The sequence below is a fragment of the Nocardia citri genome (genome assembly GCF_054065835.1).
Genome location: NZ_JBSUQM010000003.1, coordinates 97,436 through 121,639, shown reverse-complemented (window position 1 = coordinate 121,639; position 24,204 = coordinate 97,436). Strand labels below are relative to the sequence as shown.

At 66.5% G+C, this 24,204-nt stretch carries 19 protein-coding genes and 1 pseudogene; 10 read left to right on the top strand and 10 right to left on the bottom strand.

Features of this window, described 5'->3' with window-relative positions:
* The first annotated feature begins 310 nt into the window (after positions 1–310).
* The gene (gene aroB / locus ACW2Q0_RS06465) at positions 311–1,432 is read left to right on the top strand and encodes a 3-dehydroquinate synthase (protein WP_457187732.1); all 1,122 of its coding nucleotides are present in this window, start codon (positions 311–313) and stop codon (positions 1,430–1,432) included.
* Between the two features lie 178 nt (positions 1,433–1,610).
* On the opposite strand, the gene ACW2Q0_RS06460 is transcribed toward aroB, so the two are convergent.
* From ACW2Q0_RS06460 to ACW2Q0_RS06435, 6 genes are all read right to left on the bottom strand, one after another.
* Positions 1,611–2,093, bottom strand: a complete 483-nt coding sequence (locus tag ACW2Q0_RS06460) for a B-4DMT family transporter (protein WP_457187730.1) — start codon at positions 2,091–2,093, stop codon at positions 1,611–1,613.
* A gap of 46 nt (positions 2,094–2,139) precedes the next feature.
* Positions 2,140–2,961, bottom strand: coding sequence for a shikimate dehydrogenase (locus tag ACW2Q0_RS06455; protein WP_457187163.1), 822 nt, complete (start codon positions 2,959–2,961; stop codon positions 2,140–2,142).
* Positions 2,962–2,965: 4 nt separating this feature from the next.
* A complete protein-coding gene (locus tag ACW2Q0_RS06450) occupies positions 2,966–4,543 on the bottom strand; it encodes an endolytic transglycosylase MltG (RefSeq protein WP_457187161.1) in 1,578 nt (525 codons plus the stop codon).
* A complete protein-coding gene (ruvX, locus tag ACW2Q0_RS06445; protein ID WP_457187159.1) occupies positions 4,540–5,076 on the bottom strand; it encodes a Holliday junction resolvase RuvX in 537 nt (178 codons plus the stop codon). The genes ACW2Q0_RS06450 and ruvX overlap by 4 nt, the downstream gene beginning before the upstream one ends.
* A complete protein-coding gene (gene alaS / locus ACW2Q0_RS06440; RefSeq protein ID WP_457187157.1) occupies positions 5,073–7,739 on the bottom strand; it encodes an alanine--tRNA ligase in 2,667 nt (888 codons plus the stop codon). The genes ruvX and alaS overlap by 4 nt, the downstream gene beginning before the upstream one ends.
* Before the next feature lie 346 nt (positions 7,740–8,085).
* Entirely contained in the window at positions 8,086–9,432 is a 1,347-nt protein-coding gene (locus tag ACW2Q0_RS06435) for a replication-associated recombination protein A (RefSeq protein WP_457187155.1), read from the bottom strand.
* A 180-nt stretch (positions 9,433–9,612) separates the two neighbouring features.
* On the opposite strand from ACW2Q0_RS06435, the gene ACW2Q0_RS06430 reads away from it, so the two are divergent.
* On the top strand, positions 9,613–9,960 hold the full coding sequence (locus ACW2Q0_RS06430; protein WP_457187153.1) for a YciI family protein: 348 nt from the start codon (positions 9,613–9,615) through the stop codon (positions 9,958–9,960).
* 4 nt (positions 9,961–9,964) lie between these two features.
* Positions 9,965–11,218 carry an RNA polymerase sigma factor gene (locus ACW2Q0_RS06425; protein WP_457187151.1) on the top strand — a complete coding sequence of 418 codons (1,254 nt, stop codon included), beginning with the start codon at positions 9,965–9,967 and terminating at the stop codon, positions 11,216–11,218.
* Positions 11,219–11,265: 47 nt separating this feature from the next.
* Here ACW2Q0_RS06425 and ACW2Q0_RS06420 read toward each other — a convergent pair whose 3' ends face one another.
* Positions 11,266–12,435, bottom strand: a complete 1,170-nt coding sequence (locus ACW2Q0_RS06420; protein WP_457187149.1) for a phosphotransferase family protein — start codon at positions 12,433–12,435, stop codon at positions 11,266–11,268.
* Positions 12,436–12,628: 193 nt separating this feature from the next.
* Between ACW2Q0_RS06420 and ACW2Q0_RS06415 the strand changes: the two genes are divergently transcribed.
* On the top strand, positions 12,629–13,789 hold the full coding sequence (locus tag ACW2Q0_RS06415; RefSeq protein WP_457187147.1) for a hypothetical protein: 1,161 nt from the start codon (positions 12,629–12,631) through the stop codon (positions 13,787–13,789).
* A 106-nt stretch (positions 13,790–13,895) separates the two neighbouring features.
* Here the strand turns inward: ACW2Q0_RS06415 and aspS are convergent, their stop codons facing one another.
* On the bottom strand, positions 13,896–15,698 hold the full coding sequence (gene aspS, locus ACW2Q0_RS06410) for an aspartate--tRNA ligase (RefSeq protein ID WP_457187145.1): 1,803 nt from the start codon (positions 15,696–15,698) through the stop codon (positions 13,896–13,898).
* Between the two features lie 161 nt (positions 15,699–15,859).
* On the opposite strand from aspS, the gene ypfJ reads away from it, so the two are divergent.
* Together ypfJ and ACW2Q0_RS06400 are read left to right on the top strand one after the other, a co-directional pair.
* Positions 15,860–16,783, top strand: coding sequence for a KPN_02809 family neutral zinc metallopeptidase (gene ypfJ / locus ACW2Q0_RS06405; protein WP_457187143.1), 924 nt, complete (start codon positions 15,860–15,862; stop codon positions 16,781–16,783).
* 144 nt (positions 16,784–16,927) lie between these two features.
* Positions 16,928–17,446 (top strand): hypothetical protein, encoded by a 519-nt coding sequence (locus tag ACW2Q0_RS06400; RefSeq protein ID WP_457187141.1) that lies wholly within the window; start codon positions 16,928–16,930, stop codon positions 17,444–17,446.
* A 196-nt stretch (positions 17,447–17,642) separates the two neighbouring features.
* Here the strand turns inward: ACW2Q0_RS06400 and ACW2Q0_RS06395 are convergent, their stop codons facing one another.
* Positions 17,643–19,241: a hypothetical protein gene (locus ACW2Q0_RS06395; RefSeq protein ID WP_457187139.1), complete on the bottom strand. Its 1,599-nt coding sequence runs from the start codon at positions 19,239–19,241 to the stop codon at positions 17,643–17,645.
* Positions 19,238–19,567 carry a type VII secretion target gene (locus ACW2Q0_RS06390; RefSeq protein WP_457187137.1) on the bottom strand — a complete coding sequence of 110 codons (330 nt, stop codon included), beginning with the start codon at positions 19,565–19,567 and terminating at the stop codon, positions 19,238–19,240. Before ACW2Q0_RS06390 ends, ACW2Q0_RS06395 begins: the two co-directional genes overlap by 4 nt.
* 229 nt (positions 19,568–19,796) lie before the next feature.
* Between ACW2Q0_RS06390 and ACW2Q0_RS06385 the strand changes: the two are divergent.
* From ACW2Q0_RS06385 to ACW2Q0_RS06370, 4 genes and pseudogenes are all read left to right on the top strand, one after another.
* Positions 19,797–19,898, top strand: a pseudogene (locus tag ACW2Q0_RS06385) (NAD-dependent epimerase/dehydratase family protein); the annotation flags it as partial.
* Between the two features lie 43 nt (positions 19,899–19,941).
* Positions 19,942–20,958, top strand: a complete 1,017-nt coding sequence (locus tag ACW2Q0_RS06380) for an Rv2578c family radical SAM protein (RefSeq protein WP_457187135.1) — start codon at positions 19,942–19,944, stop codon at positions 20,956–20,958.
* Between the two features lie 83 nt (positions 20,959–21,041).
* Positions 21,042–22,967, top strand: coding sequence for a 2-oxoacid:acceptor oxidoreductase subunit alpha (locus ACW2Q0_RS06375; protein ID WP_457187133.1), 1,926 nt, complete (start codon positions 21,042–21,044; stop codon positions 22,965–22,967).
* Positions 22,967–24,046, top strand: coding sequence for a 2-oxoacid:ferredoxin oxidoreductase subunit beta (locus ACW2Q0_RS06370; protein WP_457187131.1), 1,080 nt, complete (start codon positions 22,967–22,969; stop codon positions 24,044–24,046). The genes ACW2Q0_RS06375 and ACW2Q0_RS06370 overlap by 1 nt, the downstream gene beginning before the upstream one ends.
* The last annotated feature ends 158 nt before the right edge of the window (positions 24,047–24,204 follow it).

Here is a 24,204-nt window from a genome sequence, read left to right as displayed (position 1 = left end):
GCACGGCGCCGGGCCGCCGCCGCACAGGCGGATAGCGTCGAATCCGCGGCGCCTAACCGGATCGAGCCCACCGGAAAGATCGCCAACCAAATCACCACAGCCGATCACCCCGAGCCCACCGGCAAAATCGGCAATGTCCCCGCCGGTTCCGACGGATCCGGTGCGGCGCCGACACTCGGAAGCCGGTCCCGCCGGACCCGGGCCCGTCGCGCCCGCGCGCGAGCGCTCAAACAAACAGCACGCACAGAATCGGAGCCGAGTACCCATGAGTGAGCGAAGCGAGCGGCCTATCAGCCCAGCTGAGCAGCACCTGACCAATCCGAGTCGCATCGAGGTCCGCACCGCCGATCCGTATCCGGTGATCATTGGCCGCGGCCTGCTCGGCGAGCTCGTCGAGTCGGTCGTCGGCGCGACCACCGGCGTGCGCACCGTCGCGATCTTCCATCAACCGCCGCTGGCCGAGACGGCCGAGGTGGTACGCAAGGCATTGGCCGACAAGGGGATCGACGCGCATCGGGTCGAAATCCCGGATGCCGAGGCGGGTAAGGATCTGGCCGTGGCCGGCTTCTGCTGGGAGGTGCTCGGCCGCATCGGCCTGACCCGCAATGATGTCGTGGTATCCCTCGGCGGCGGTGCGGCGACCGATCTGGCCGGATTCGTGGCCGCCACCTGGATGCGCGGAGTACACATCGTGCATGTGCCGACCACGCTGCTGGCCATGGTCGACGCGGCCGTCGGCGGCAAGACCGGTATCAATACCGAAGCGGGTAAGAATCTCGTCGGCAGCTTCCACGAACCGGCCGCGGTGCTGGTGGATCTGGCGACACTGGAAACGGTGCCACGCAATGAGATCGTCGCGGGTATGGCCGAGATCATCAAGGCCGGATTCATCGCCGACCCGGTGATCCTGGATTTGGTGGAGCGCGATCCGGCGGCGGCACTCGACCCCACCGGCGACGTACTGCCCGAATTGATCCGTCGCGCCATCCAGGTAAAGGCCGACGTGGTCGCCGCCGATCTCAAGGAGGCCAGCCTGCGCGAGATCCTCAACTACGGTCACACCCTCGGCCACGCCATCGAGCGCCGCGAGCGCTACCGCTGGCGGCACGGCGCGGCAGTCTCGGTCGGTCTCGTCTTCGCCGCCGAACTCGGCCGCCTCGCCGGTCGCCTCGACGATGCCACCGCCGACCGCCATCGCACCGTGCTGGCCAGCGTCGGCCTGCCGACCAGCTACGACGCCGACGCTCTCCCCCAGCTCCTCGACGCCATGCAGACCGATAAGAAGACCCGCTCCGGTGTGCTGCGGTTCGTGGTCCTCGACGGACTCGCCAAACCTGGCCGCCTCGAAGGCCCGGACCCCACCCTGCTGGCCGCCGCCTATTCGGCCATCGCCCGCGAGGAAAGCACCAGCAGCGGCGCGATCCTGCTGTAGTCGCGCACGGCGAAGCGGCGCTTCCGAGTCGGTTGCGCCGCTTCGCATCATGATCGCGGCCGCGGGAACCTGTATCACCCGCGGACGCGAACAAGACTGCCAATCAGGAAAAACGAAGGTGACCTTCCGGCCGTATCGGCCGATGAGGATGCCTCCAGTCGGTTTCGCCGGCGAGCGGCTATACGGGAGTCGCGGCGGACGCCGGTGCCTGGGGTGCGCGCCGCTTCGTGGACTTGTTGATCCGGCGGTCGGCGATGATGCGGCCGATGCCGACGCCGATGAGTCCCGGAATGAAGACCAGCAGGACGATGAAGGACGCGCCCGCGGTCAGTTCGAAGAGCAGACCGTTATCGCCGAGATCGAATCGGGGCAGCCAGTCCAGCAGCCACGAGACCGCGCCACTACCCAAACCGGCGGCAGCCGCGGTCTTCAGCCACAGGATGGTGAGGTCGGAGCCGTGCTCCGGATCCGGATGGACCTCACGGTCCTTACGGCCATCCAGCACACCCCATAACACGACCGCGGCGAGTAGCACCACCAAGCACAGCGGTCGCATCCAACTGCCCTGGGTCGGCCGGTACACCATCGCGAATCCCAGCAGGGCACGCAGGAAAACGACCAGCGCGCCGAGCCCTATGGCCCGCACCACCCAACCATTCATGGTCAACACCATAGCCTCGAGTCAACCGGATCCAAATGAGAACCGGTTACAGATCTATCGCCGCGGCCATTTCCGTGTGCGGAGCCGGGCGGCCGGTGAACTGTTCGACCTGCCCGTAGGCCTGGTTCAGCAGCATTTCCAGCCCGCTCACCACGGTATGCCCCGCCCGCGCGACCGCAACGGCCAGCGGTGTCGGCCATGGATTGTAGATCGCGTCGAGTACCACCGGGGCCAACGCGACCGCCTCGGCGACGACGGCGGCGGCCTCGGCCGGGATCGTGCTCACCACGGCACCGGCATCCGCGCACGTCGCACGCAATGCGTCCTTGTCGAAGCCGATCACGGTGGTGGTCATACCGAGCCGCTCCGCGAGATCCACTGCGCTGCGCGCCCTTCCGGCATCGCGGGCGACCACGGTCACCGACTTCGCGCCGAGTTCGGATAATGCGAGCAACGCCGGACGTGCGGTTCCGCCCGCTCCCAGTACGACAGCCTCGGCCAGCTCGCCGACGCCACCACTGCGCAACGCGCCGAGCACGCCGTCGACATCGGTGCAGTCGGCACGCCAGCCCTCGACCGTTTCCGAACCGAGCCGAACCAGCGTGTTCGCCGAGCCGACCAATACCGCACGTTCCGTGCGTTCGCTCGCATAGGCCAGCGCGGCCTCTTTACCCGGCATGGTCACCGAAAGCCCGACCCATTCCGGCCCGAGCCCGTCGACCAGACCGGGCAATTCCTCGGCCGAACATTCGATCCGCTCATAGGACCAGTCCAGGCCGAGCGCACGGTAGGCCGCCAGATGCAACTGCGGCGAACGCGAATGCGCGATCGGTTTGCCCAGCACCGCCGCCCTGCGCGTTTGCGGCATCGTCTCACCGCCCACTGTCGAGGATTCCGCTCTGCCTGGCCTTTTCGATATTGCGCAGATGTTCGCTGTAGCTCTCGGTGAACAAGGTGGTCCCCTGTTTGTCGATGGTCACGAAGTACAACCACGTGCCCGGCTCCGGATTCTCCACCGCACGCATCGCATTCAACGACGGCGCGGAGATCGGGGTCGCGGGCAGTCCAGGCATGGCGTAGGTATTCCACGGCGTGCGCTTGGCACGGTCGCCGTCGGTGGTCGCGACCTCGGTGCGGTCCAGTGCGTAGTTCACCGTCGAGTCGAACTGCAGTGGCTGATTGGCCGCGAGCCGGTTCACGATCACCCGCGCCACCTTGCCCATATCCTGTGGCAGCGCTTCGCGCTCCACGAGCGAGGCGGCGATCAGCGTCTGGTATGGATTCAGCTTCGTCTCGGCACCCGACTGCAGCAGACCGGTGGACTCGTAGCTGCGCGCACTCGCGCTCACCAGCTGCTTCAGGATCTGCTGCGGGGTACCACTCGGATCGAAATCCCAGGTGCCCGCCGCGATCAGGCCCTCCAGTTGCCTGCTGCGGTCCGGTACCTCACGCACCCGCTGCTCGGCCCAGCTCGGCACGCCAAGGGCGGTCAGATCCACACCCGCCCCGGCGGCGTCGAGCTGGTCATAGGTGATGCACTTCTGGTTCGTACCGATGCCGATGCAGCTGGCGTCGGCGATCTTGCGATAGATGCCGTCCTTGCGCGAACCGGTATTCACGTCCTGCTGGTCGTGCAGCTGGCGTCCCTCGGAGACGACCAGATTGCCGACCCGCGAACTCTTGCCCAGCAGTGCCGTCACCGCCTGGGTGGACGGGCTGTGAGTCGGGATCGCGTAGTACCCGGGCTGCACCGAATTCATATTCGAATTGCGCACGGCCGCTTGGAAGAAGGCCGCGCTGCTCGCGACGACGCCCTTCTTCTGCATCTCGTCCGCGATCTGGTTCGAGGTGTCGCCCGGATGCACCTGCACCACCACCAGCGGTCCGACCGGACCCGAGAAATCCTCGGGCGCGCCGAACATCTTGACTACCTTCAATCCCGCGAATACCGCGGCACCGGCGAACAGCACGACGAACAGCGCACCCATCAGCCACAGATTCCGCCGGCGCTTCTTCCGCTCGGCGGCCTTGCGGGAAGCCGCTCGGGACCGGCGGCCGCGCGAGGGCGCACTGCGCTGACGCTCCGAGCGGGACTCCGCACGCTCCTCGCTCCGACTCCCGCCGCGCTCGGATCTGCCGCGACCGGAGCGCCCGGACACAGCGCCCGAGCGGCCGGCACCCGACCCGTCACCGCGAGGCCGCCGCGGTGGCGCACTCTCGCCACGCTGGGGACGCCCGCGCCGCGGCTCCCCACGCTCGGCACGGCGCGGGGCCGCGCGTCGCGAACGCTCGGCGGCCAGTTCCTCGTCGTAATAATCTTCCTCGGTGTAGCGCGGGATGACCGTGGTGTCGTCGTCGTAGTCCTCCCATGCCTGGTCGTTTCGCCGGTAACGCCGCTCAGCCTCGCGCTGACGAAAACGCTCCTCGGCTCGCGCCCATCGATCCGTCATGCACCGTCTCCGGACTCAGACGCCGCTTCGGCCGACTTCAACACCGCACTCCGTTCGTCCAACCATCCTTGCAGGATCGCTACGGCGGCCGCCTGATCGATCACCTGCCGCTGGCCACGCGCGCGAACTCCACTGTCCCGCAATGCACGTGCAGCAGACACCGTAGTCAAACGTTCGTCGGAAAGTCGGATGGGCACGGGTGCTATGACTGCGCGCAAACGCTCCGCGAATGCCACTGCGGCATCGGCGGCGGTCCCTTTTTCCCCGCGCAATGTCCGCGGCAGACCGACTATCACCTCGACAGCCTGGTACTCCCGCACAATTTCGGCAATCCTCGCTATGTCGCTCGCCGGTCCGGGCGCGCGCTTATTCGGCTTCGCGCGCGCCACCGTTTCCACGGGTGTGGCGAGCATGCCGTCCGGGTCACTCGAGGCGACCCCGATTCGGACACTGCCGACATCGATGCCGATCCGCCGACCGCGGCCGGGATCGGTGACGGGCGAGGGACGATGACTCTCCGAGTCGCCCATCATCCGGTCGGAGAGGCCACCCAGGCACGGACCGAGGCCAGACCGACTTCGATACCGGAGGGGTCCGACCCCGCGCCCTGCGCCATCTCCGGCTTGCCGCCACCGCGACCGGAAATGCTCGGCCCGAAGCTGGCGACCAGATCGCCGGCCTTGAAGCCGAGATCCTGCGCGCTCTTATTGACCGTCACCACGAACGGCACCTTGCCATCGGCATTGCCGAGCAGCACAACAACCGCCGGGTCGGTGCCGAACCGGCCACGGATATCGGTGGCGAGGGTGCGCAGATCACCTGCGGCGACACCCTCGGGCGCGGCCGCGGCCACCAGCAGCACGCTGCCGACCCGCTCCGCCTCGTCGACGAACTTGGCCGCCGAGGCGAGCACTGTGGCGATCTTGGTGCGCTCGAGCTCCTTCTCGGCCACCTTCAACCGCTCCACAAGCTGCTCGACGCGGGCGGGCACCTCCTCCGAAGGCACCTTGAGCGCGGACGCGACACCGGCCAGCAGCGCGCGCTCCTTCGCCAGATATTTGTAGGAGTCCAGGCCGACGAACGCCTCCACGCGCCGCTTACCGGAACCGATCGCCGATTCGCCGAGCACGGTGATCGGGCCGATCTGCGAAGAATGCTGTACGTGCGTACCACCGCACAGCTCCATCGAGAACGGTCCGCCGATCTCCACCACGCGCACCTCGTCGCCGTAGTTCTCGCCGAACAGCGCGAGCGCGCCCATCTGCTTGGCCTTGGGCAGATCGGTGACAAACGTATTCACCGGGAAGTCCGCGCCGACAGCGTCATTGGAGACGGTCTCGATATCGGCCTTCTGCTGCTCGGTGAGCTGGCCCTGCCAGTTGAAGTCGAAGCGCAGATAGCCGGGCTTGTTCAGCGAACCGGCCTGCACGGCATTCGGGCCGAGTACCTGGCGCAGCGCGGCATGCACCATATGTGTGCCGGAGTGGCCCTGGGTGGCACCGTGACGCCAGGACGGATCAGCTTGGGCGAGCACGACATCACCCTCGGTGATCTGGCCCTGTTCGACCGTGGTCTTGTGCACCCACAGCTTCTTGGCGATCTTCTGCACGTCGTTGACGTGCAGCTTGAGGCCCTGCGCGGTAATGGTGCCGCGATCGGCGATCTGACCGCCGGACTCCGCGTACAGCGGACTGCGGTCCAGGATGACCTCGACGTCCTGACCGACGGTCGCGGCCGGCACCCGGACGCCGTCGGCGATCAGCGCCAGCACGTGCGCCTCGGAGGTCAGCTCGTCGAAACCGGTGAATTCCGTTGCGCCGCGGTCGACCAGCTCCTTGTAGATGGTCAGGTCGGCATGACCGTGTTTGCGCGCCTGCGCATCCTCCTTGGCCATCTTCCGCTGCTCGGCCATGAGCGAGCGGAAGCCATCCTCGTCGACCGACAGTCCGGCCTCGGCCGCCATCTCCAGAGTCAGCTCGATCGGGAAGCCATAGGTGTCGTGCAGTTTGAAGGCATCCGAACCCGGAATTGTCTTGCCGCCCTTGGCCGCGACCTCGTCGACGGCGTCGGCGAACAGCCGGGAGCCGGTGTTCAAAGTCTTGAGGAACGCGGTCTCCTCACCCACCGCGACATTCTCGATCCGCGCGAAGTCGGTCGCCAGTTCCGGATACGACGGCGACATCAACTCGCTGACGACCTTCATGAATTCGCCGACCACCGGCTTGTCCGCGCCGAGCAGCCGAGCCGATCGCACGATGCGGCGCAGCAGGCGGCGCAGCACATAGCCGCGGCCCTCATTACCCGGGTTGACGCCGTCGGCGATCAGCATGGCCGAGGTGCGGGCATGGTCGGCGATAACCCGGAAGCGGCGGTCGTCTTCGTGTTCGACGCCGTAGGACCGGCCGGTCAACTCCTCGGCCTTGTCGATGATCGGGCGCAGCAGGTCGGTCTCGTAGACGTTGTCGACGCCCTGCAGCAGCAGCGCGATGCGCTCGACGCCCATACCGGTATCGATATTCTTCTTGGGCAGCGATCCGATCGGCGGGTGCCCGAGCTTGGGGCTCCGCTCACCGCGGACGTCCTGCATGAAGACCAGATTCCAGATCTCCAGGTAGCGGTCCTCGTCGGCGACCGGGCCGCCGTCCTTGCCGTATTCGGGGCCGCGGTCGTAGTAGATCTCCGAACACGGACCACCCGGTCCGGGCACCCCCATATCCCAGTAGTTGTCCTTGCCGTCGCGGAACTGGATCCGCTTCTTCGGGATGCCCGCGACCCGGTGCCAGATCTCGGCGGCCTCGGGATCGGATTCATAGGCAGTCACCCAAATCCGTTCGGGGTCGAAGCCGTAGCCGCCGTCCTCCTGCGATTTGGTGATCAGCTCCCAGGCGAGGGTGATGGCCCCCTCCTTGAAGTAGTCACCGAAGGAGAAGTTGCCCGCCATCTGAAAGAAGGTGTTGTGCCGGGTGGTGACACCGACCTCTTCGATATCGCCGGTGCGGACACATTTCTGCACACTGGTCGCGCGCGGGAACGGCGGCGCCTCCTGTCCCAAGAAATACGGCTTGAACTGAACCATGCCCGCGTTGACGAACAGCAGGGTCGGGTCGGCCAGGATCAGCGAGGCACTGGGCACCTCGGTGTGTCCGGCACGGACGAAATGGTCCAGGAATCGCCGTCGGATCTCGTGGGTCTGCACAGATATCCAGCCTACCGGTGTCCCGCATCCCCTTTTTCAGCGACCGGGTGCTGCCGCCCACCGAGTGCGGCCGTCAGCGGACCGAGGACTTCGGGGGCTCGGTATCCATCGCGCTCGGCGTGCACCCCATCCGGCTCAGCCGTCACCCCCAGTTTCCCGTACAGAAACTCCCGCTTCACCGTCTCCCCCGAATGCCTCGGAAGCTGTTCGAATTCCGCTGAGAGCATTGGAGGCCGATCCGCCATGGCGATCATCAGGTCCCCGTGCTGCGCGGCCGGACTCTTGATGCACCGATGCAGTCACGGTCGCCGCACGCGTCGGGGGATCGGCTGGCGGCCGCGCATCGTCAGCGTCCTCGGACGATTCTGCGCAATATCTCGACACGGCGTTGGATATCGCGTTCTCCGCCGTGGTCGGTCGGGGTGTAGTAGTCGCGGCCGACGATTTCGTCGGGCGGATACTGTTGGGCTAGTACGCCATCCGGATCGTCGTGCGGATATTTGTAGCCCTGGGCGTTACCGAGAGCGGCGGCTCCCGCATAGTGGCCGTCACGCAGATGCGCCGGGACCACACCCGCCTTGCCCGCCGAGATATCGGCGAGGGCGGCGCCGAGCGCGGCGGGCACGGCACCGGATTTGGGGGCCGTGGCCAGGTGAATCGTCGCGTGGGTCAGGGTGAGTTGGGCCTCGGGCATGCCGATCAGCTGTACGACGTGCGCCGCCGCGACCGCGGTCTGCAGCGCCATCGGATCGGCCATGCCGATGTCCTCGCTCGCCGAGATCACCAGGCGGCGGGCAATGAAGCGGGGATCCTCGCCCGCACTGAGCATACGGGCCAGATAGTGCAGGGCCGCATCGACATCCGAGCCGCGGATAGATTTGATGAAGGCGCTCACCACGTCGTAGTGCTGGTCACCGGCACGGTCGTAGCGAACGGCGGCCTTGTCCACGCTGGCCTCGACCAGATCCACATCGACGGTGCCGTCCAACGAAGATTCTGCCGATGCCTCCAGCGCGGTGAGCGCCCGGCGCGCGTCACCACCCGCGATCCGCACGATGTGCTCGAGCGCGGAATCGCTCACCGTGTACGCGCCGTCGTAGCCGCGCGGATCCGCGAGCGCACGATCGAGCACCAGCCGGATGTCGGCCGCGGTGAGCGACCGCAATTGCAGCACCAGCGAACGTGACAGCAGCGGTGAGACCACCGAGAACGACGGATTCTCGGTCGTCGCGCCGACCAGCAGCACGATCCGGTTCTCCACCGCGGCCAGCAACGCGTCCTGCTGGGTCTTGGAGAAGCGGTGCACCTCGTCGATGAACAGCACGGTCTGTTCGCCCGCGGTGAGACGGCGACGAGCCACATCGATGACCGCGCGCACCTCTTTCACACCGGCCGACAAGGCCGACAGCGCCTCGAATCGACGACCGGTGGCCTGTGAAATCAGCGAGGCCAGCGTCGTCTTACCGGTGCCCGGCGGCCCGTACAACAGCACCGACGCCGCGCCCGAACCCTCGATCAACCGCCGCAGCGGTGAGCCGGGGCCGAGCAGATGCTGTTGGCCTACCACCTCGTCCAATGTCGCGGGGCGCATCCGCACCGCCAACGGCGCACCGGCATCGCGGCGCACCACGCTGTCGATGGAGTGTCCGGTCGGCGGGTCGTCACCGGGCACGTCGAATAAGCCTTCGCTCACACCGAGCACGTTACCGAGGCGGACCGACAGCGCCGGGATGTGTGTCGACTCGCGAGACTCCACACGATCCCAGGAGCAGAATTTTTCTCGCGACAGGTTGTCGATTTCCGTCGAGCTCGCTCGTCGGAACGAATACGACGGCCCGATCGGCGGGCCGGCGCAACCCGAAGGAGCGAAATCATGAGCCAGTACCTGGTGCTGATCTACGAGGACGAGAACGCGTACGCGACCGCATCGGAGCAGGTCATGGGCGAGATCTACCAGGCGCACCTGACCTTCCAGGAGATCGCGGGCGATGCGGTGAAGGGCGGTAACGCCCTGCAGCCAACCGCCACCGCCACCGCCATCCGACAGCGCGACAACGGCGATTTCACCGTCACCGATGCCCCGTTCGCCGAGGCCAAGGAGGCACTCGGGGGCTACTACCTGATCGAGGCCGCCGATCTGGACGCCGCGATCGCCGTCGCCAAGCAGGTGCCCGCTCGGTTCGGCGGCGTCGAAGTGCGCCCGATCATGACCTTCGACTAGCCCTGTGCCGATCGATACCGAAGCGGCCACGGCCGTCGACCAGGCGCACCGTCGCGAATGGGCCTTCGTGCTCGCCGCGACGGTGCGGCTCGTCCGCGACTTCGATCTCGCCGAGGAATGCGTCCAGGACGCCTACACGCGCGCCCTCACCGAATGGGCCGCGCACGGCGTTCCCGCCAAACCCGGCGCCTGGCTGACCACCGTCGCCCGCCGACGCGGCCTCGACCTGCTGCGCCGCGACTCGACCATGCAGCGTGCGCTGCCCATGCTGATCACCGATCACGCCGAGGACGCCGCTGATCTCGCACTCGCGGAATTGGATTCGGCCTCGGCCATTCCCGACGACCGGTTGCGCCTGATCAGCACCTGCTGCCACCCGGCTCTGGCCTGCGAGGCCCAGGTCGCGCTGACCCTGCGTCTGGTCTGCGGTGTCACCACCGCCGAGGTCGCCCGCGCGTTTCTCACCAGCGAAGCGACCATGGCGGCCCGAATCACGCGCGCCAAGAAGAAGATCGCGGTGGCGCGCATCCCGTATCGGGTGCCGTCGGTGCGCGAGCTCCCGGACCGCCTCGACGCCATCCTCGCGGTCATCCATCTGCTGTTCACCACCGGTCACACCGCGCCGTCGGGTGACGCGCTGGTGCGTGCCGATCTGGCCGACCGGGCGCTGCAACTCGCGCGAATGATGCATGCGCTCGTCCCGGACGACCCCGCGGTCACCGGCCTGCTGGCCCTGATCCTGCTCACCGACGCGCGGCGCGCCGCCCGCGTGGATGCCGAAGGCCGCCTGTGCACGCTCGAACACCAGAACCGCGCCCGCTGGGATCGCGCGGCCATCGCCGAGGGTATCGCCTTGGTGAAAACCGCTCTGCCACATACGGATCGATACACCCTGCAAGCCGCCATCGCCGCCGTCCACGACGAGGCTGCCTCCTGGGCGGAAACCGACTGGCGTGAGATCACCGGCCTCTACGTACTGCTGCTCCGAATCTGGCCGTCACCGGTAGTGCGCCTCAATCACGCGGTAGCAGTTGGTCTGTCCGGCAATCCGACCCGAGCCCTGGCCCTACTCGACGCCCTCGCCGGCGAGCCCTCCCTCGCCAGCTACGGCTACCTCGAAGCCTCCCGTGCGGTCTTCCTCACCCAGCTCGGCCGCACCACCGAAGCCGCCCGCGCCTACGAATCCGCCCTACTCCTCACCGAAAACACCGTAGAACGGGCCCACCTCGAATCCCGCCTATCCGCCCTCACGCCTTGACCCAGCCGACAGGGCACGCGAACGCCCCCGACAGCAGAGCTCGAAACCTATTCCGCCCAGCGCTCTTCGAGCATTGCCGACACGTCCTCGGCGAAATCACCGACCGCGTCGTCCCCGGTGCAGCGCGCATCCTCCGCCAGGGCAGCCCAGCGGTTGATGAGGGCTTCCGAGCGCGGCACGGAGAGGCCGTGTTCGCGGGCGGAGGCGATGCGGGTGTGATCGGCGGGCAGGAACCAGTAGGTGGTGAGCCAGACCCAGATGAGGCGGGCTTCCAGGATGCGCTCGTCCAGTACGGTGTCGTCGGCCAAGGCCGGCCAGACACCGACCACCTCGGCGCGCCACGCCTCGACCATATGCTTGGCGCGTTCGCGGGACAGCTCGAAGTCACAGAGGCAGCCCGGGAACGACACCAGCGCGTAGGCGATGTCCAGGGTGGCGTCGCGGTAGCCGCCCCATTCGTAGTCCAGGAAGCGGGCGCCCTCGTCATTGAGGATCACATTGTCCGGGCACAGGTCCGAGGGGCTGAATGCGCGGAAGCGCCCCGCGGAGAACAGGCGATTGCCTCGCACGATCCGCTCGGCGATCTCACCGGGCACCTCGATGCCGAGTTCGCGCTGCAGCATACCGGGCACCTCGGAGATGGCGGCCTCGGCCTGTTGCGCGATGCCGTCGACCCGGTGCACCACATCGACCCGGCGCAGCAGTGCGACAAAATCCGCCTCGCGCCCGACGGTTGCCGCATGCATCCGGCCGAGTGCCTGCGCGAAGGCCATGAGCGCATTGCGCGTCGCCGACTCTGCACGGGCTTGCAGCACCTGCGTCAGCCGGGCGTTCTCCCCGAGATCGCTCAAGACGAGCAACCGGTCCGGGAGGCTGTGCGCGATCAGATAGGCGCCCGGCCGCTGTTCGCGGCTGAGCGCGGTGGTGAACTGATACGACACAGCCTCGCGTAGAAACGCGGAGTCGATGCTGGCGACGCCCGGCGCGAGACCCCCCGTCCTGCGGTCCGCGGCGGATCCGCGAACCTGCTTGACGATGAGCGTCCGGGGCAGGGAGAAAGCGTTTTCTGAAACACGCACGCGAAGGACCGTCGTCCTACCACTACCGCTGAGTTCCATCGGATCGCTCAGCTTTACCGGAGCACCCATTCGCTTTGTGAGCAACTGCTGTGCTGCGGACACGACTTCGGCGGCGCGTTCGGCCAATAGTGCGGTCATCGCTAACCAAGCTACTCGCACCGCGTCACTTCTAGCGAGCGGTTGCACAACCTTTCCGCGTCGTTCGGCGTGTCTGCGTCAAGGTTGCGGGACCGGCGCCGCTTGCTTGACACCATTGCGGCTGTCCGGTTTTCTCATCGTCAACTGCCGTGCGCCACACCGCAAACCAGTTGCGTCGAAAGGTCTGCAGACAATGTCCGACTCACCGTCGCCCACGCCGAACGAACCAACTGGCTCGCCCGAATCGAGCGGTGGCGCGACCGATAAAGGTGGCGGCGAACAGTTCGCCGCGCGTCCGGGTCAGCACGAAAGTGCCGATCCGCAACCGACGGATCCGAGCTCCGGACACAGCAGGCACGAGATGGCCGGGCCCGCGGGCTACCCACAGTTCGAGGGTCCCGGCGCGGCGCAGTACGGCAATGAACCGGTGGAGCCGCCACCGCCGGTCGGCACGCCTGGACAACCGGGACAGCCGACCTACGGTCCACCGGGCACCGGTCCCGGTTCGGCATATCCCGGCACGATACCCCCTCCTGGCACTATGCCTTCTGGAGCTGCCGCGATGCCTATCGGCGCGGTCCCGCCGGCCGCGCCGCAACCCGGCTTCGAACCGGCCGACGCGGCAGCGCCCAGCCTGTCGAAGCCCACTACGATGCCACCCACCGGTGCCATGCCCCCGGGCTTCCAGCCCGACGCAGCGACCTACGGCTACCAGTCCGCCCCCGACACACCGACGACCCTCGACGTCGGCAATGCCCTCAGCTACGGCTGGGAGAAGTTCCGCGCGAATGTCGGCCCCTGGCTGGCCGTGACCGCGGTCGGCGTGATCATCTATCTCGCCTTCGTGCTCATCGTCCAGGTCGTGCAACCGCATTCGCTGTTCAGCCTGTTGCTGATCTTCCTCGTGGTGATGGTCGCGATCTGGCTGCTGCAGGCCGCTATGATCCGTGGCGCCCTCTACGAAACCGACGGCAACAAACCGACTTTCGCGTCCTATTTCCATTTCGTGAATGCGGGCAATGTCCTGTTGACAGCTCTGCTTGCCTTCGCGCTCACCTGGATCGGCGCGGCGCTGTGCTTCGTACCTGGTCTGATCGCCGGATTCCTGTGCATGTTCTCGCTGCACTTCGTGGTCGATCAGGAACAGGGCCCGTTCGACGCGATCAAATCCAGCGCGACGCTGGTCATCACCAATATCGGGCAGGCGCTGCTACTCGCCCTCGCCGTGCTGGTCATCACCTTCGTCGCCACCCTGCTGTGCGGCTTCGGACTGCTGGTCGCCGGACCGGTGTGCACGATCGCGGTGACCTACGCGTACCGGGCACTCACCGGCGGCACCGTGTCCGTGTCCTAGCCTCCGGTGCGCTGGGCGCATCCGCTCCCAGCGCACCGGAATCCCGGCCCCGCAACAGCATTGGCGGCCACTTCGACAGCGGTGACCGCATCACTGGCAGCCTCCGCTATTCCGAAACAGGACCGGCGTCGGCGCCGTGGTCCTTTTTCTTCTCCGGCTTGAAGTCCAGTCCCGCCTCCTTGCGCTGCTGCGCGGTGATCGGCGCCGGCGCATCGGTCAGCGGATCCACACCGCCACCCGTCTTCGGGAAGGCGATGACCTCACGGATCGAATCCAATCCGGCCAGCAGCGCGGTGATCCGGTCCCAGCCGAAGGCGATGCCGCCGTGCGGCGGAGCGCCGTAGGAGAACGCATCCAGCAGGAAGCCGAACTTTTCCTGCGCCTCGTCGTGTCCGATGCCCATCACATTGAAGACGCGCTCCTGCACATCGCGGCGATGGATACGGATGCTGCCGCCGCCGATCTCGTTGCCGTTGCAGACGATGTCGTAGGCATAGGCGAGGGCCGAGCCCGGATCGGTGTCGAAGGTCTCCAGGGACTCCGGCTTGGGCGAGGTGAACGCGTGGTGCACCGCGGTCCACGCCGAATGGCCAAGTGCCACATCGCCACTCGCGGTCGCCTCGGCGGCGGGTTCGAACATCGGCGCGTCCACGATCCATACGAACGCCCACGCGTTCTCATCTATCAGACCGCATTTGCGCGCGATCTCGCCGCGCGCCGCGCCGAGCAGCGCGCGCTGCGCCTTGGCCGGTCCCGCGGCGAAGAATACGCAGTCACCCGGTACCGCGCCGACATGCTTGGCCAGGCCCTCGCGCTCGGATTCGCTGAGGTTCTTGGCGACCGGACCACCGAGCGTGCCGTCCTCCTGCACCAGTACGTACGCCAGCCCCTTGGCGCCGCGCTGCTTGGCCCACTCCTGCCAAGTATCGAGCTGACGCCGTGGCTGACTCGCGCCACCGGGCATCACGACCGCACCCACGTACTCCGCCTGGAAAACCCGGAACGGAGTCTCCGTGAAATAATTGGTGCATTCGGTGATCTCGACACCGAAGCGCAGGTCCGGCTTATCGCTACCGAAGCGGCGCATCGCCTCGGCATAGGTCATGTGCGGAATCGGGAACGGGATGTCGTAGCCGACCAGCTTCCACAGCGCCTCCAGGATCTCCTCGGCGACCAGGATCACGTCCTCCTGGCGCACGAAGCTCATCTCGAGGTCGAGCTGGGTGAACTCGGGCTGGCGGTCAGCACGGAAGTCCTCGTCGCGGTAGCAGCGCGCGATCTGGTAGTACCGCTCGATACCGGCGACCATCAGCAGCTGCTTGAACAGTTGCGGGCTCTGCGGCAATGCGTAGAAACTCCCTGGCTGCAGACGCGCGGGCACCAGGAAGTCGCGGGCGCCCTCGGGCGTCGAGCGGGTCATCGTCGGGGTCTCGACCTCGACGAATTCATGACGAGCCAGCACCGCGCGGGCGGCCGCGTTGACCTTCGAGCGCAGCCGGATGGCCTTACCCGGCGCCTCGCGGCGCAGGTCGAGGTAGCGGTACTTGAGGCGGGCCTCGTCACCGGGCTGCTCGTCTAGCTGGAACGGCAGCGGCGCGCTCTCGTTGAGCACCTCGAGTTCGGTGACATTGACCTCGATGGAACCGGTCGGCAGCTCCGGGTTCTCGTTGCCGTCGGGCCGCTGCTCGACCACACCGGTGACCTGCACGCAGAATTCGGCGCGTAACTTGTGCGCCTGCGCCGCGGGCTCGCCCTCGCGGAACACCGCCTGCGCCACACCCGACGCATCGCGCAGATCGATGAAGATCACGCCACCGTGGTCACGACGCCGGGCCACCCAGCCGGTGAGGGTGACAGTCTGACCGGCGTGCTCGCTTCGCAGCGAACCGGCCAAGTGGGTGCGCAGCACGGGATTCCTTTCGACGAATGTGACACCGGCAGGGCGATCCGGTGCGGTTGCCATCGTAGTGAGACACATATCCCGAGAGGAAACCGCTATCGCCGCCCCGCGTGCGAAGCTGTATCGGCAGGGGATGACCGAGACGTTCGGCACACGAGAAAGCGAAGCAGATGACCTTCAACGAAGGCCTCCAGATCGACCCGGATCGGGCTTCTTCCGGCGGTGGACCCGGGCTGGGCGGCAAGCTCGCTCTCGGCGGCGGTGCCGGCGGTCTCATTCTGCTGGTTCTCGGCCTGTTGCTCGGTGGGGATCCCGGATCGCTGCTCGGACAGTTGAACGGCAGCCAGACCAGCACCGTGCAGCCGGGCACGGCGGGTACGCCCGCCCATTGCAAGACCGGCGCGGACGCCAATAAGTACGTCGATTGCCGGGTGGTGCTCACCGCACAGAGTCTCGACGCGGTCTGGGCAGCACAGCTGCCCCAGCAGACCGGCAAGAAGTATTCGAAACCGAAGCTGGTGCTGTTCTCCGGCGCCGTCTCGACCGGCTGCGGCAATGCGACCAGCGCAGTGGGCCCGTTCTACTGCCCCGCCGACCGGACCGCATACTTCGACACCGCCTTCTTCCAGGAGCTGGTCGACCGCTTCGGTTCCAGCGGCGGCCCACTCGCCCAGGAGTACGTGGTGGCACATGAGGTCGGCCACCACATCCAGAATCTGCTCGGTGATATCGGCCGGGCGCAACAGGATCCGCGCGGGCCGGAATCCGGCGCGGTGCGCACCGAACTCCAGGCCGACTGTTACGCGGGCATCTGGGCCCACTTCGCCGACAAGCAGCCCGCCCCCGGCACCGACCAGCCCTTTCTGAAACCCCTTTCCGACAACGATATCCGCGACGCTCTCTCTGCCGCCTCTGCTGTCGGTGACGACCGCATCCAGCGTGCCGCCCAGGGCCGCGTCAATCCGGAGGCCTGGACCCACGGTTCCTCGGACCAACGCCAGAAATGGTTCCTCACCGGTTACAAGACCGGTCAGGTTCAGGCGTGCGACACCTACTCGGCCGCCGACCTGAACACCCCGTCGGCTTTGCGCTGATCACCAATGGATGATCAACCGCTCTCGATAGGAATTCGAGCAACACGATGGCCCGCGGTGCGGGTCCCGGACTGGGCGCTGAGATGATCGAGGCCTCGATAATCGAGGCCAATTGGACTGTGGCACAGCGTAGATAGGGATTTCATGCGAATAACGAAGTCGGCACTGTTGGTTCTCGTCGTGATATTCGCGGGTAGCTGGGGTGTCGCCTCCGCCCAACCGGCCGCCGACACGCCATCGCCCGCCTCCGCACTGCTGACACTCACCACCATCCCGAGTGGTTGGTCCGAGCGGGTCGACCTGCGTCCGCTGCTCCAGATCTACGCCGACGGCCGCGCGGTCCAACAGCCCGACGCGGCATCCACTGCTCGTGCCGCCGATGTCCCACCGCAGCGATTCACCGGCGCCATCCCCGTCGACGTCCTGAATGCCGCACTGGCGGAAACCAAATCACTCGCCGCTCTCGACCTCGGCATGCCCAGCGCCACCGACCAGGGCACCCAAATCATCGATCTCATGCCGAGCCCGCCCGACCAAGACGTCCATGTGCTCATGTACGCCCCCGACGCGACCGAGAATCTGACCTCCGACCAACAAGCCAACCGCAAACGCTTCACCGATCTGTACCGGAAACTCCTCGACGCGTTCACCAAAGACCATTGAACCGGGCGGCCTTCCGAGGCCGCGGCGGTGGGTGCTGCCATTCGATCCGCCGCCTCACATCGCAGAAGCCCGACAACTGCGGTACCACGACCAACTCAGCGAGACCAACCAATGGTCGCGCAGCCATCCACCAGAACCCGAGAACACCGGTGCCCCCACTCGACATCGAGCGAGGGCACCGGAGAACAGCCTCGAACTAGAATTGATCCTGTTCGTAGTCCGAACTGACCAATTCATCCGGATGGGTCGCACCGATGACGTCGGGTGTGGACTCACCCAGCGGCCCGGTGAGGTCGTCGTTGCCGGTGCGGCTCTGGTACGGCTCCACATTGCGTGAGTGCTCGCCGTCGTTTGCGCCCCGTTGGCCAGAAGCACCCGGGCTGCCGCCCATGAACGAGCTCCCCGAGCTGGTCGACGAACCCGTGCCCAAGGATGCGCCTGGCAGGCCCGCGACCCGGCTGATCGGCGAAATGCTGCTGCTCGGCGTGCCGGTCACCTTCTGCGTCGACGGCGAGCCCGAAGAACTCGGCGAACCGGAATGGCTACCGATGCCGGTGATGCCCGGGGTTCCCGTCGTGGTGTGCCCCGTGGTCGATGCCGCCATGGTGGACGTACTCGGCGAACCGGAGGTGCTGGAACCGTCCAGCAGACTGGCCGCATTGGTCGACGCGTTCTGCGCGACCTCCTGGGCCTGCGACATGATCGGCTCACCCAGGTTCTGCATGGCCGCCTGCGCGACCTCCTGCGGCGAGGGGAGACCGCTGGTTCCGAGCAACTGGCTCACCATACCGGTCAGTTCGGCTGTCTTCCCGGCCAGATCACCGCGGGTCGCATTGACGACTGTGACCGCCGACCCGAGATGTTCGGTCGCGGACGCGATGAGCGCGGCCTGACCGGGCGGGGTCAACGCCACCGGCACGAGTGCGGTTGCCTGCGTGGCGAATTCGCTCGCGATCCCGAGCAACTGCGCATTGCCCTGCTGCACCACCGCGGCAGCCCGCCGGGTGAGTTCGGAGATATCGATACCGCGCTGACTCGTGTCCTGCCCCTGGGTCTGCGCGGTCTTGCTGGCGGCCTGCGCCTCACGAGACGACTGGCCCTGCCAGAGCTGCTCGACGGTCTGCAGACCGCCCTTACCAACCGATACCGCGGACTCGATGATCTTGGATGACTGACTGAGGATCGCGGTCGGGTCGAAGGCACCGATGACACCGGTGCCGAAGCTGTTGAGCAGCTCGAGGATCGGCTGAAACAGCGTGTCGATGCCAGGAATCCCGGGAATCGATAGCCCCTGCATCAGCGCCGCGACCGGATCGGACGGGATATTCGTCGCCGCCGCGGCCGCACCCTGGCTGCCCGCCCCGCCGAGCGCACCGCTCACGGCACTCTGCGCCTGGTGCGCAACGTTCTGCGCCGCCTGCACCACCGGCGCCGCCGCATGGCTGATCGCGGTCTGGGCATCAGTCAGTGCCTGCGAAACATCCGGCGGGACCGCGCCGGAGAGAATCGCGCTCGCGTCCGGCGTCGAATTGCCGTTGAGCCCCGGTATGCCCGCGGGCATAGCCCCCAGCTGCGGCGAATCCTCGGTGATCTTGCGCGCGAGCACGAATTCGGGAGCCTCGATCGGCGGCAGATCCGCAGGCAACTGCGGCAGCGACAGATCGCTCAAACCTTGCGCCGCATTCTGCAGTGCGCCGACCGCGGTGTTGTGCGTCGCGATCACTGCCTCTTCGATCGCCACGTTCTGCTCGTCGGGTGCGATCACACCGGTAGCGCCGGTATCGATCGGCTTCATGCCCCGCCTCCGACCTGGTTGGTGATCGCGCGCAGCGCGCTGGCATTGCCGGAGTCGGTGGTGTCGAACGCGGCGGCCGCGGTGAAGGCGGACTTCGCGAGCTTGTCGTACTTCGCCGACAGATCGTTGATGTCCTTGGCCTGCAACACTTGTGCCGCCGCGAAGGCCAACAGATAGTCGGCGCCGATCAAGCCGAACACCGGCGTGAGCGCGGCCACGTTCTGCACGGCATCGAAATTCCCCGCCCCCGCGATCTCGCCGGCGACCCCGGCATTTGTTGTCGCGAATGCTCGAACCGCATCGGTCTCCACCGAGAGATCAGCCATCGAGTTACACCCCCCAAATCGTCTTGAACTGCAGTTCAGTGTTCGTAGCGTCGATCAACATCTACTCCCTGCCCGGACCAGCAGCTCGGCTGCGATCGGACCCCTGCGCAACGGCGAGTTGGTACCGGCGCCGCTGCGGCTGCGCCCAATATAGCCGACCCCACCGACTGGTTTCGAGCCCGACGCGACGACGGCAAACGAACTGGAACGTGGTGCGAATTAGAACAAGGGCCTGGGCGCGGTGATCTGCAATCCCACCGGCATCTTCGGCCCGCTCGACTACGACACCCCACCGTCCAGGATCAACCGCACCCTCGAGGACGCGGCCCGACAGATTGCTTGACACTACTTAGAACAGATGTTCGACTGATGGGGTGCGGTGGCAAAGCCAAACCCTGGATGCCGACGACGGCGCCCTGCCCGGTCTCGACCGGGCAGGTTTCGTGCGCACCGTGCAAACCCCCGAATTCGAGGGCATCACGTTCCACGAGGTGCTGTGCAAGAGCGCACTGAACAAGATGCCGGAGTCGTCGAACCTCCCGTTCCATTGGACGATCAATCCGATGCGCGGCTGTTCGCACGCCTGCCGCTACTGTTTCGCGCGCCCCACCCACGAGTATCTGGATCTGGACGCGGGTCGGGATTTCGATTCGCAGATCGTGGTGAAGACCAATATCGCCGCCGTACTGCGCAAAGAACTCGACCGGCGGTCCTGGCATCACGAACCCGTCGCGCTGGGTACCAATACCGATCCGTATCAGCGGGCCGAGGGACGATACCGGTTGATGCCCGGCATCATTCGGGCCCTGACCGATTCCGGCACGCCGTTCTCCATTCTCACCAAGGGCACCCTGCTGCGCCGGGATCTGCCGCTGCTGACGGCGGCGGCCCGCCAGGTCCGGGTGAGTATCGCTGTTTCCATCGCGATCCTGGACATGGATCTGCACAGCAGCCTGGAATCAGGTACTCCGTCACCCAAGGCACGGTTGGAGATGGTGCGGGCGCTGGCCGATGCCGGGTTCGAGGTGAATGTGATGGTCGCGCCGGTAATTCCATATCTCACCGATAGTCGCGCCCAGCTCGCCGCACTGTTCGCCGCGATCGCCGCGGCCGGAGCGGTATCAGCGGTCGCATTCCCGATGCATCTGCGCGGGGCCACCCGCGGCTGGTTCCTGAGTTGGCTGGCCGAGGCGCATCCGGCGCTGGTCCGCCGCTACCGCCAACTCTATGGCCGAGGCGCCTATGTGACACCGGAATATGCATCCTGGCTACGCGAGCGGGTGCAGCCACTGCTCCAGCGACACGGCCTGACCCGCGAGCACACTCTCGAGCCGGCGACAGCACCCTCGGCACCGCTGCCGAACGACACGCAGCTGGCGCTGTTCGCGTAGAGCATTTCATAAGCGATTCCCGCACATGGCGGAGTAGGTTGGCCAATGGCACCTCCCATCGGACGAGGAAGTGAAGCAGGCGTATGGTTTCCGACCGAAGTGATGTCGGCACAGCGAAATTGGAAAAGGTCGTAATTCGGTTCGCCGGGGACTCCGGTGACGGAATGCAGCTCACCGGTGATCGCTTCACGCACGAAGCGGCCGCATTCGGCAACGACCTCGCCACCCAACCCAACTTCCCGGCCGAAATCCGGGCGCCGCAGGGCACACTTCCCGGTGTCTCATCCTTCCAGATCCAGATCGCCGACTACGACATCCTGACCGCCGGCGACCAACCCGATGTCCTGGTCGCGATGAACCCGGCGGCACTCAAGTCCAATCTGCAGGATTTGCCGCGCGGCGCCACCCTCATCGTGAACACCGACGAGTTCACCACACGCAATCTCGGCAAGGTCGGCTACACCACCGATCCGCTCGACGACGACACACTGAGCGATTTCGTGGTCCATCGCGTGCCGATGACCTCACTCACCCTCGGCGCGACCGAACCCTCCGGTGTCGGCAAGAAGGATGGTCAGCGCGCGAAGAATATGTTCGCGCTCGGCCTGCTGTCCTGGATGTACGGCCGTCCGATCGGCGGCACCGAACGCTTCCTGCGCGAGAAGTTCGCCGCGAAACCCGATATCGCCGAGGCGAATCTGCTGGCCTTCCGCGCGGGCTGGAACTACGGCGAGACCACCGAAAGCTTCGCAACCACCTTCGAGGTGGCCCCGGCCAAGCTGCCGCCGGGCACCTACCGTCAGATCACCGGCAACACCGCGCTCGCCTACGGCCTCGTCACCGCGGGGCAATTGTCCGGTTTGCCGGTATTTCTCGGCACGTACCCGATCACGCCCGCCTCCGACATCCTGCACGAACTGAGCAAACACAAGAACTTCGGCGTCACCACTTTCCAGGCCGAGGACGAGATCGCGGGCATCGGCGCGGCCCTCGGCGCTTCGCTCGGCGGCGCACTCGGCGTCACGAGTACCTCCGGGCCCGGGCTGGCGCTCAAGAGCGAAACCATCGGACTCGCGGTGATGACGGAACTGCCGTTGGTGATCGTCGACGTGCAACGCGGCGGTCCGTCCACCGGACTGCCCACCAAAACCGAACAGGCCGATCTGCTGCAGGCGCTTTACGGCCGCAACGGGGAATCGCCCGTCGCCGTACTCGCGCCGCGCTCCCCCGCCGACTGCTTCGCCACCGCGGTAGAAGCGGCCCGCATCGCCCTCACCTACCGCACGCCGGTGCTGCTACTCTCCGACGGCTCGATCGCCAATGGCTCCGAGCCATGGTCGATTCCGCGAGTCGCCGAATTGGAGCCGATCGATCCGCGCTTCGAACCGGAGGCGGAGGAGGGCACACTGTTCCAGCCCTACTCCCGTGACCCCGACACCCTCGCCAGGCCGCTCGCGGTGCCCGGCACTGCCGGTCGCGCACATCGGATCGGTGGATTGGAGAAGGCCGACGGCAGCGGCAACATCTCCTATGAGCCCGGCAATCACGAACTGATGGTGCGCCTACGACAGGCCAAGATCGATGGCATCACCGTCCCCGATCTCGAAGTCGACGATCCGGAGGGACAGGCCGAACTGCTGCTGATCGGGTGGGGCAGTTCCTTCGGGCCGATCGGTGAGGCCTGTCGCCGCGCCCGCCGTCGCGGCGTCCCGGTCGCGCAGGCACATCTGCGATATCTGAATCCCTTGCCCGCCAACCTCGGTACCGTGCTGCGGAGTTATCGAACGGTGGTCGCGCCCGAAATGAACGGCGGTCAGCTGGCCATGCTGTTGCGGGCGAAGTATCTGGTGGATGTGCAGCCGTGGACGAAGATCGCGGGCACGGCATTCTCCGCACAAGAACTCGTCGGGGTGATCGACGCGGCACTCGACGGGTCGATCGAGGACATGGAAAACGACAAGGCCTTCGCGGCACGGGCGCGGGCCACGTACGCGGTTGGGGGTAACTGATGACCATCGTCGAAACCTCGCTCGTCGGAACCGATCTGGGTCTCACCGGACTCTCCGGCGTGCCGTCCGCGGACGAGCCGCAGAAGGTCAAGGACTTCACTTCCGATCAGGAGGTGCGCTGGTGCCCCGGCTGCGGTGACTACGTGATCCTGGCGACCGTGCGCGGCTTCCTCGCCGACCTCGGATTGCGCAGGGAGAACCTGATGTTCGTCTCCGGGATCGGCTGCTCGAGCCGGTTCCCGTACTACCTGGAGGCCTACGGCATCCACTCCATCCACGGTCGCGCGCCCGCCATCGCGACCGGGCTCGCGGTCACCCGGCCGGATCTGTCGGTGTGGGTGGTGACCGGTGACGGTGATGCACTGTCGATCGGCGGCAACCACCTGATCCATGCTTTGCGCCGCAATGTGAATATGACGATCCTGCTGTTCAACAACCGGATCTACGGACTCACCAAGGGGCAGTACTCCCCCACCTCGGAGGCGGGCAAGATCACCAAGTCGACGCCGATGGGCTCGGTCGACCACCCCTTCAATACGCTCTCGGTCGCGCTCGGCGCGGAAGCCGGCTTCGCCGCGCGCGCATTGGATTCCGATCGCGCCGGCCTCATCGAGGTGCTGCGCGCCGCCGCCGAACATCGCGGAACCTCGTTCGTCGAGATCCTGCAGGACTGCCCGATCTTCAACGATGGTTCTTTCGATGTGCTGCGCAAGGGCGATGCCGAATCCCGCCTCATCCCGCTGCACCACGGTCAGCCGATCCGTTTCGGCGCCGATGGTGAATTCGCCGTGGTGCGTGCCGGTTTCGGGCTCGCGGTAGTGCGTGCCGACGAAGTCGACGAGTCCGAGATCATCGTGCACGACGCCTACACCGACAACCCGGAATACGCCTACGCGCTCTCGCGTCTGTCCGATCAGGACCTCGGCCACGTTGTCACCGGCGTCTTCCGCGATGTCAGCCGGCCCACCTACGACGACGCGGTCCGCGGCCAGACCGCCATGGCGCGGGAACGCAAACCGGTACACGAGGATTCGCTGCAATCCCTGCTCAACGGATCGGAAACCTGGACCATCACCTAGGCAGACCCAGCCGATCTGCGAGCGTGTCGAGGGTGCGATGTAGGTCGGCACGCTTGGCGGTGGTGGTGAGCTCCGCGGTAGTCCGGGCATCGATTGCCTGGGCAGCGGCGAGGCATTTGCGCAAGCACTCGCGGCCTTCGGAGGTCAGTCGCGGATTT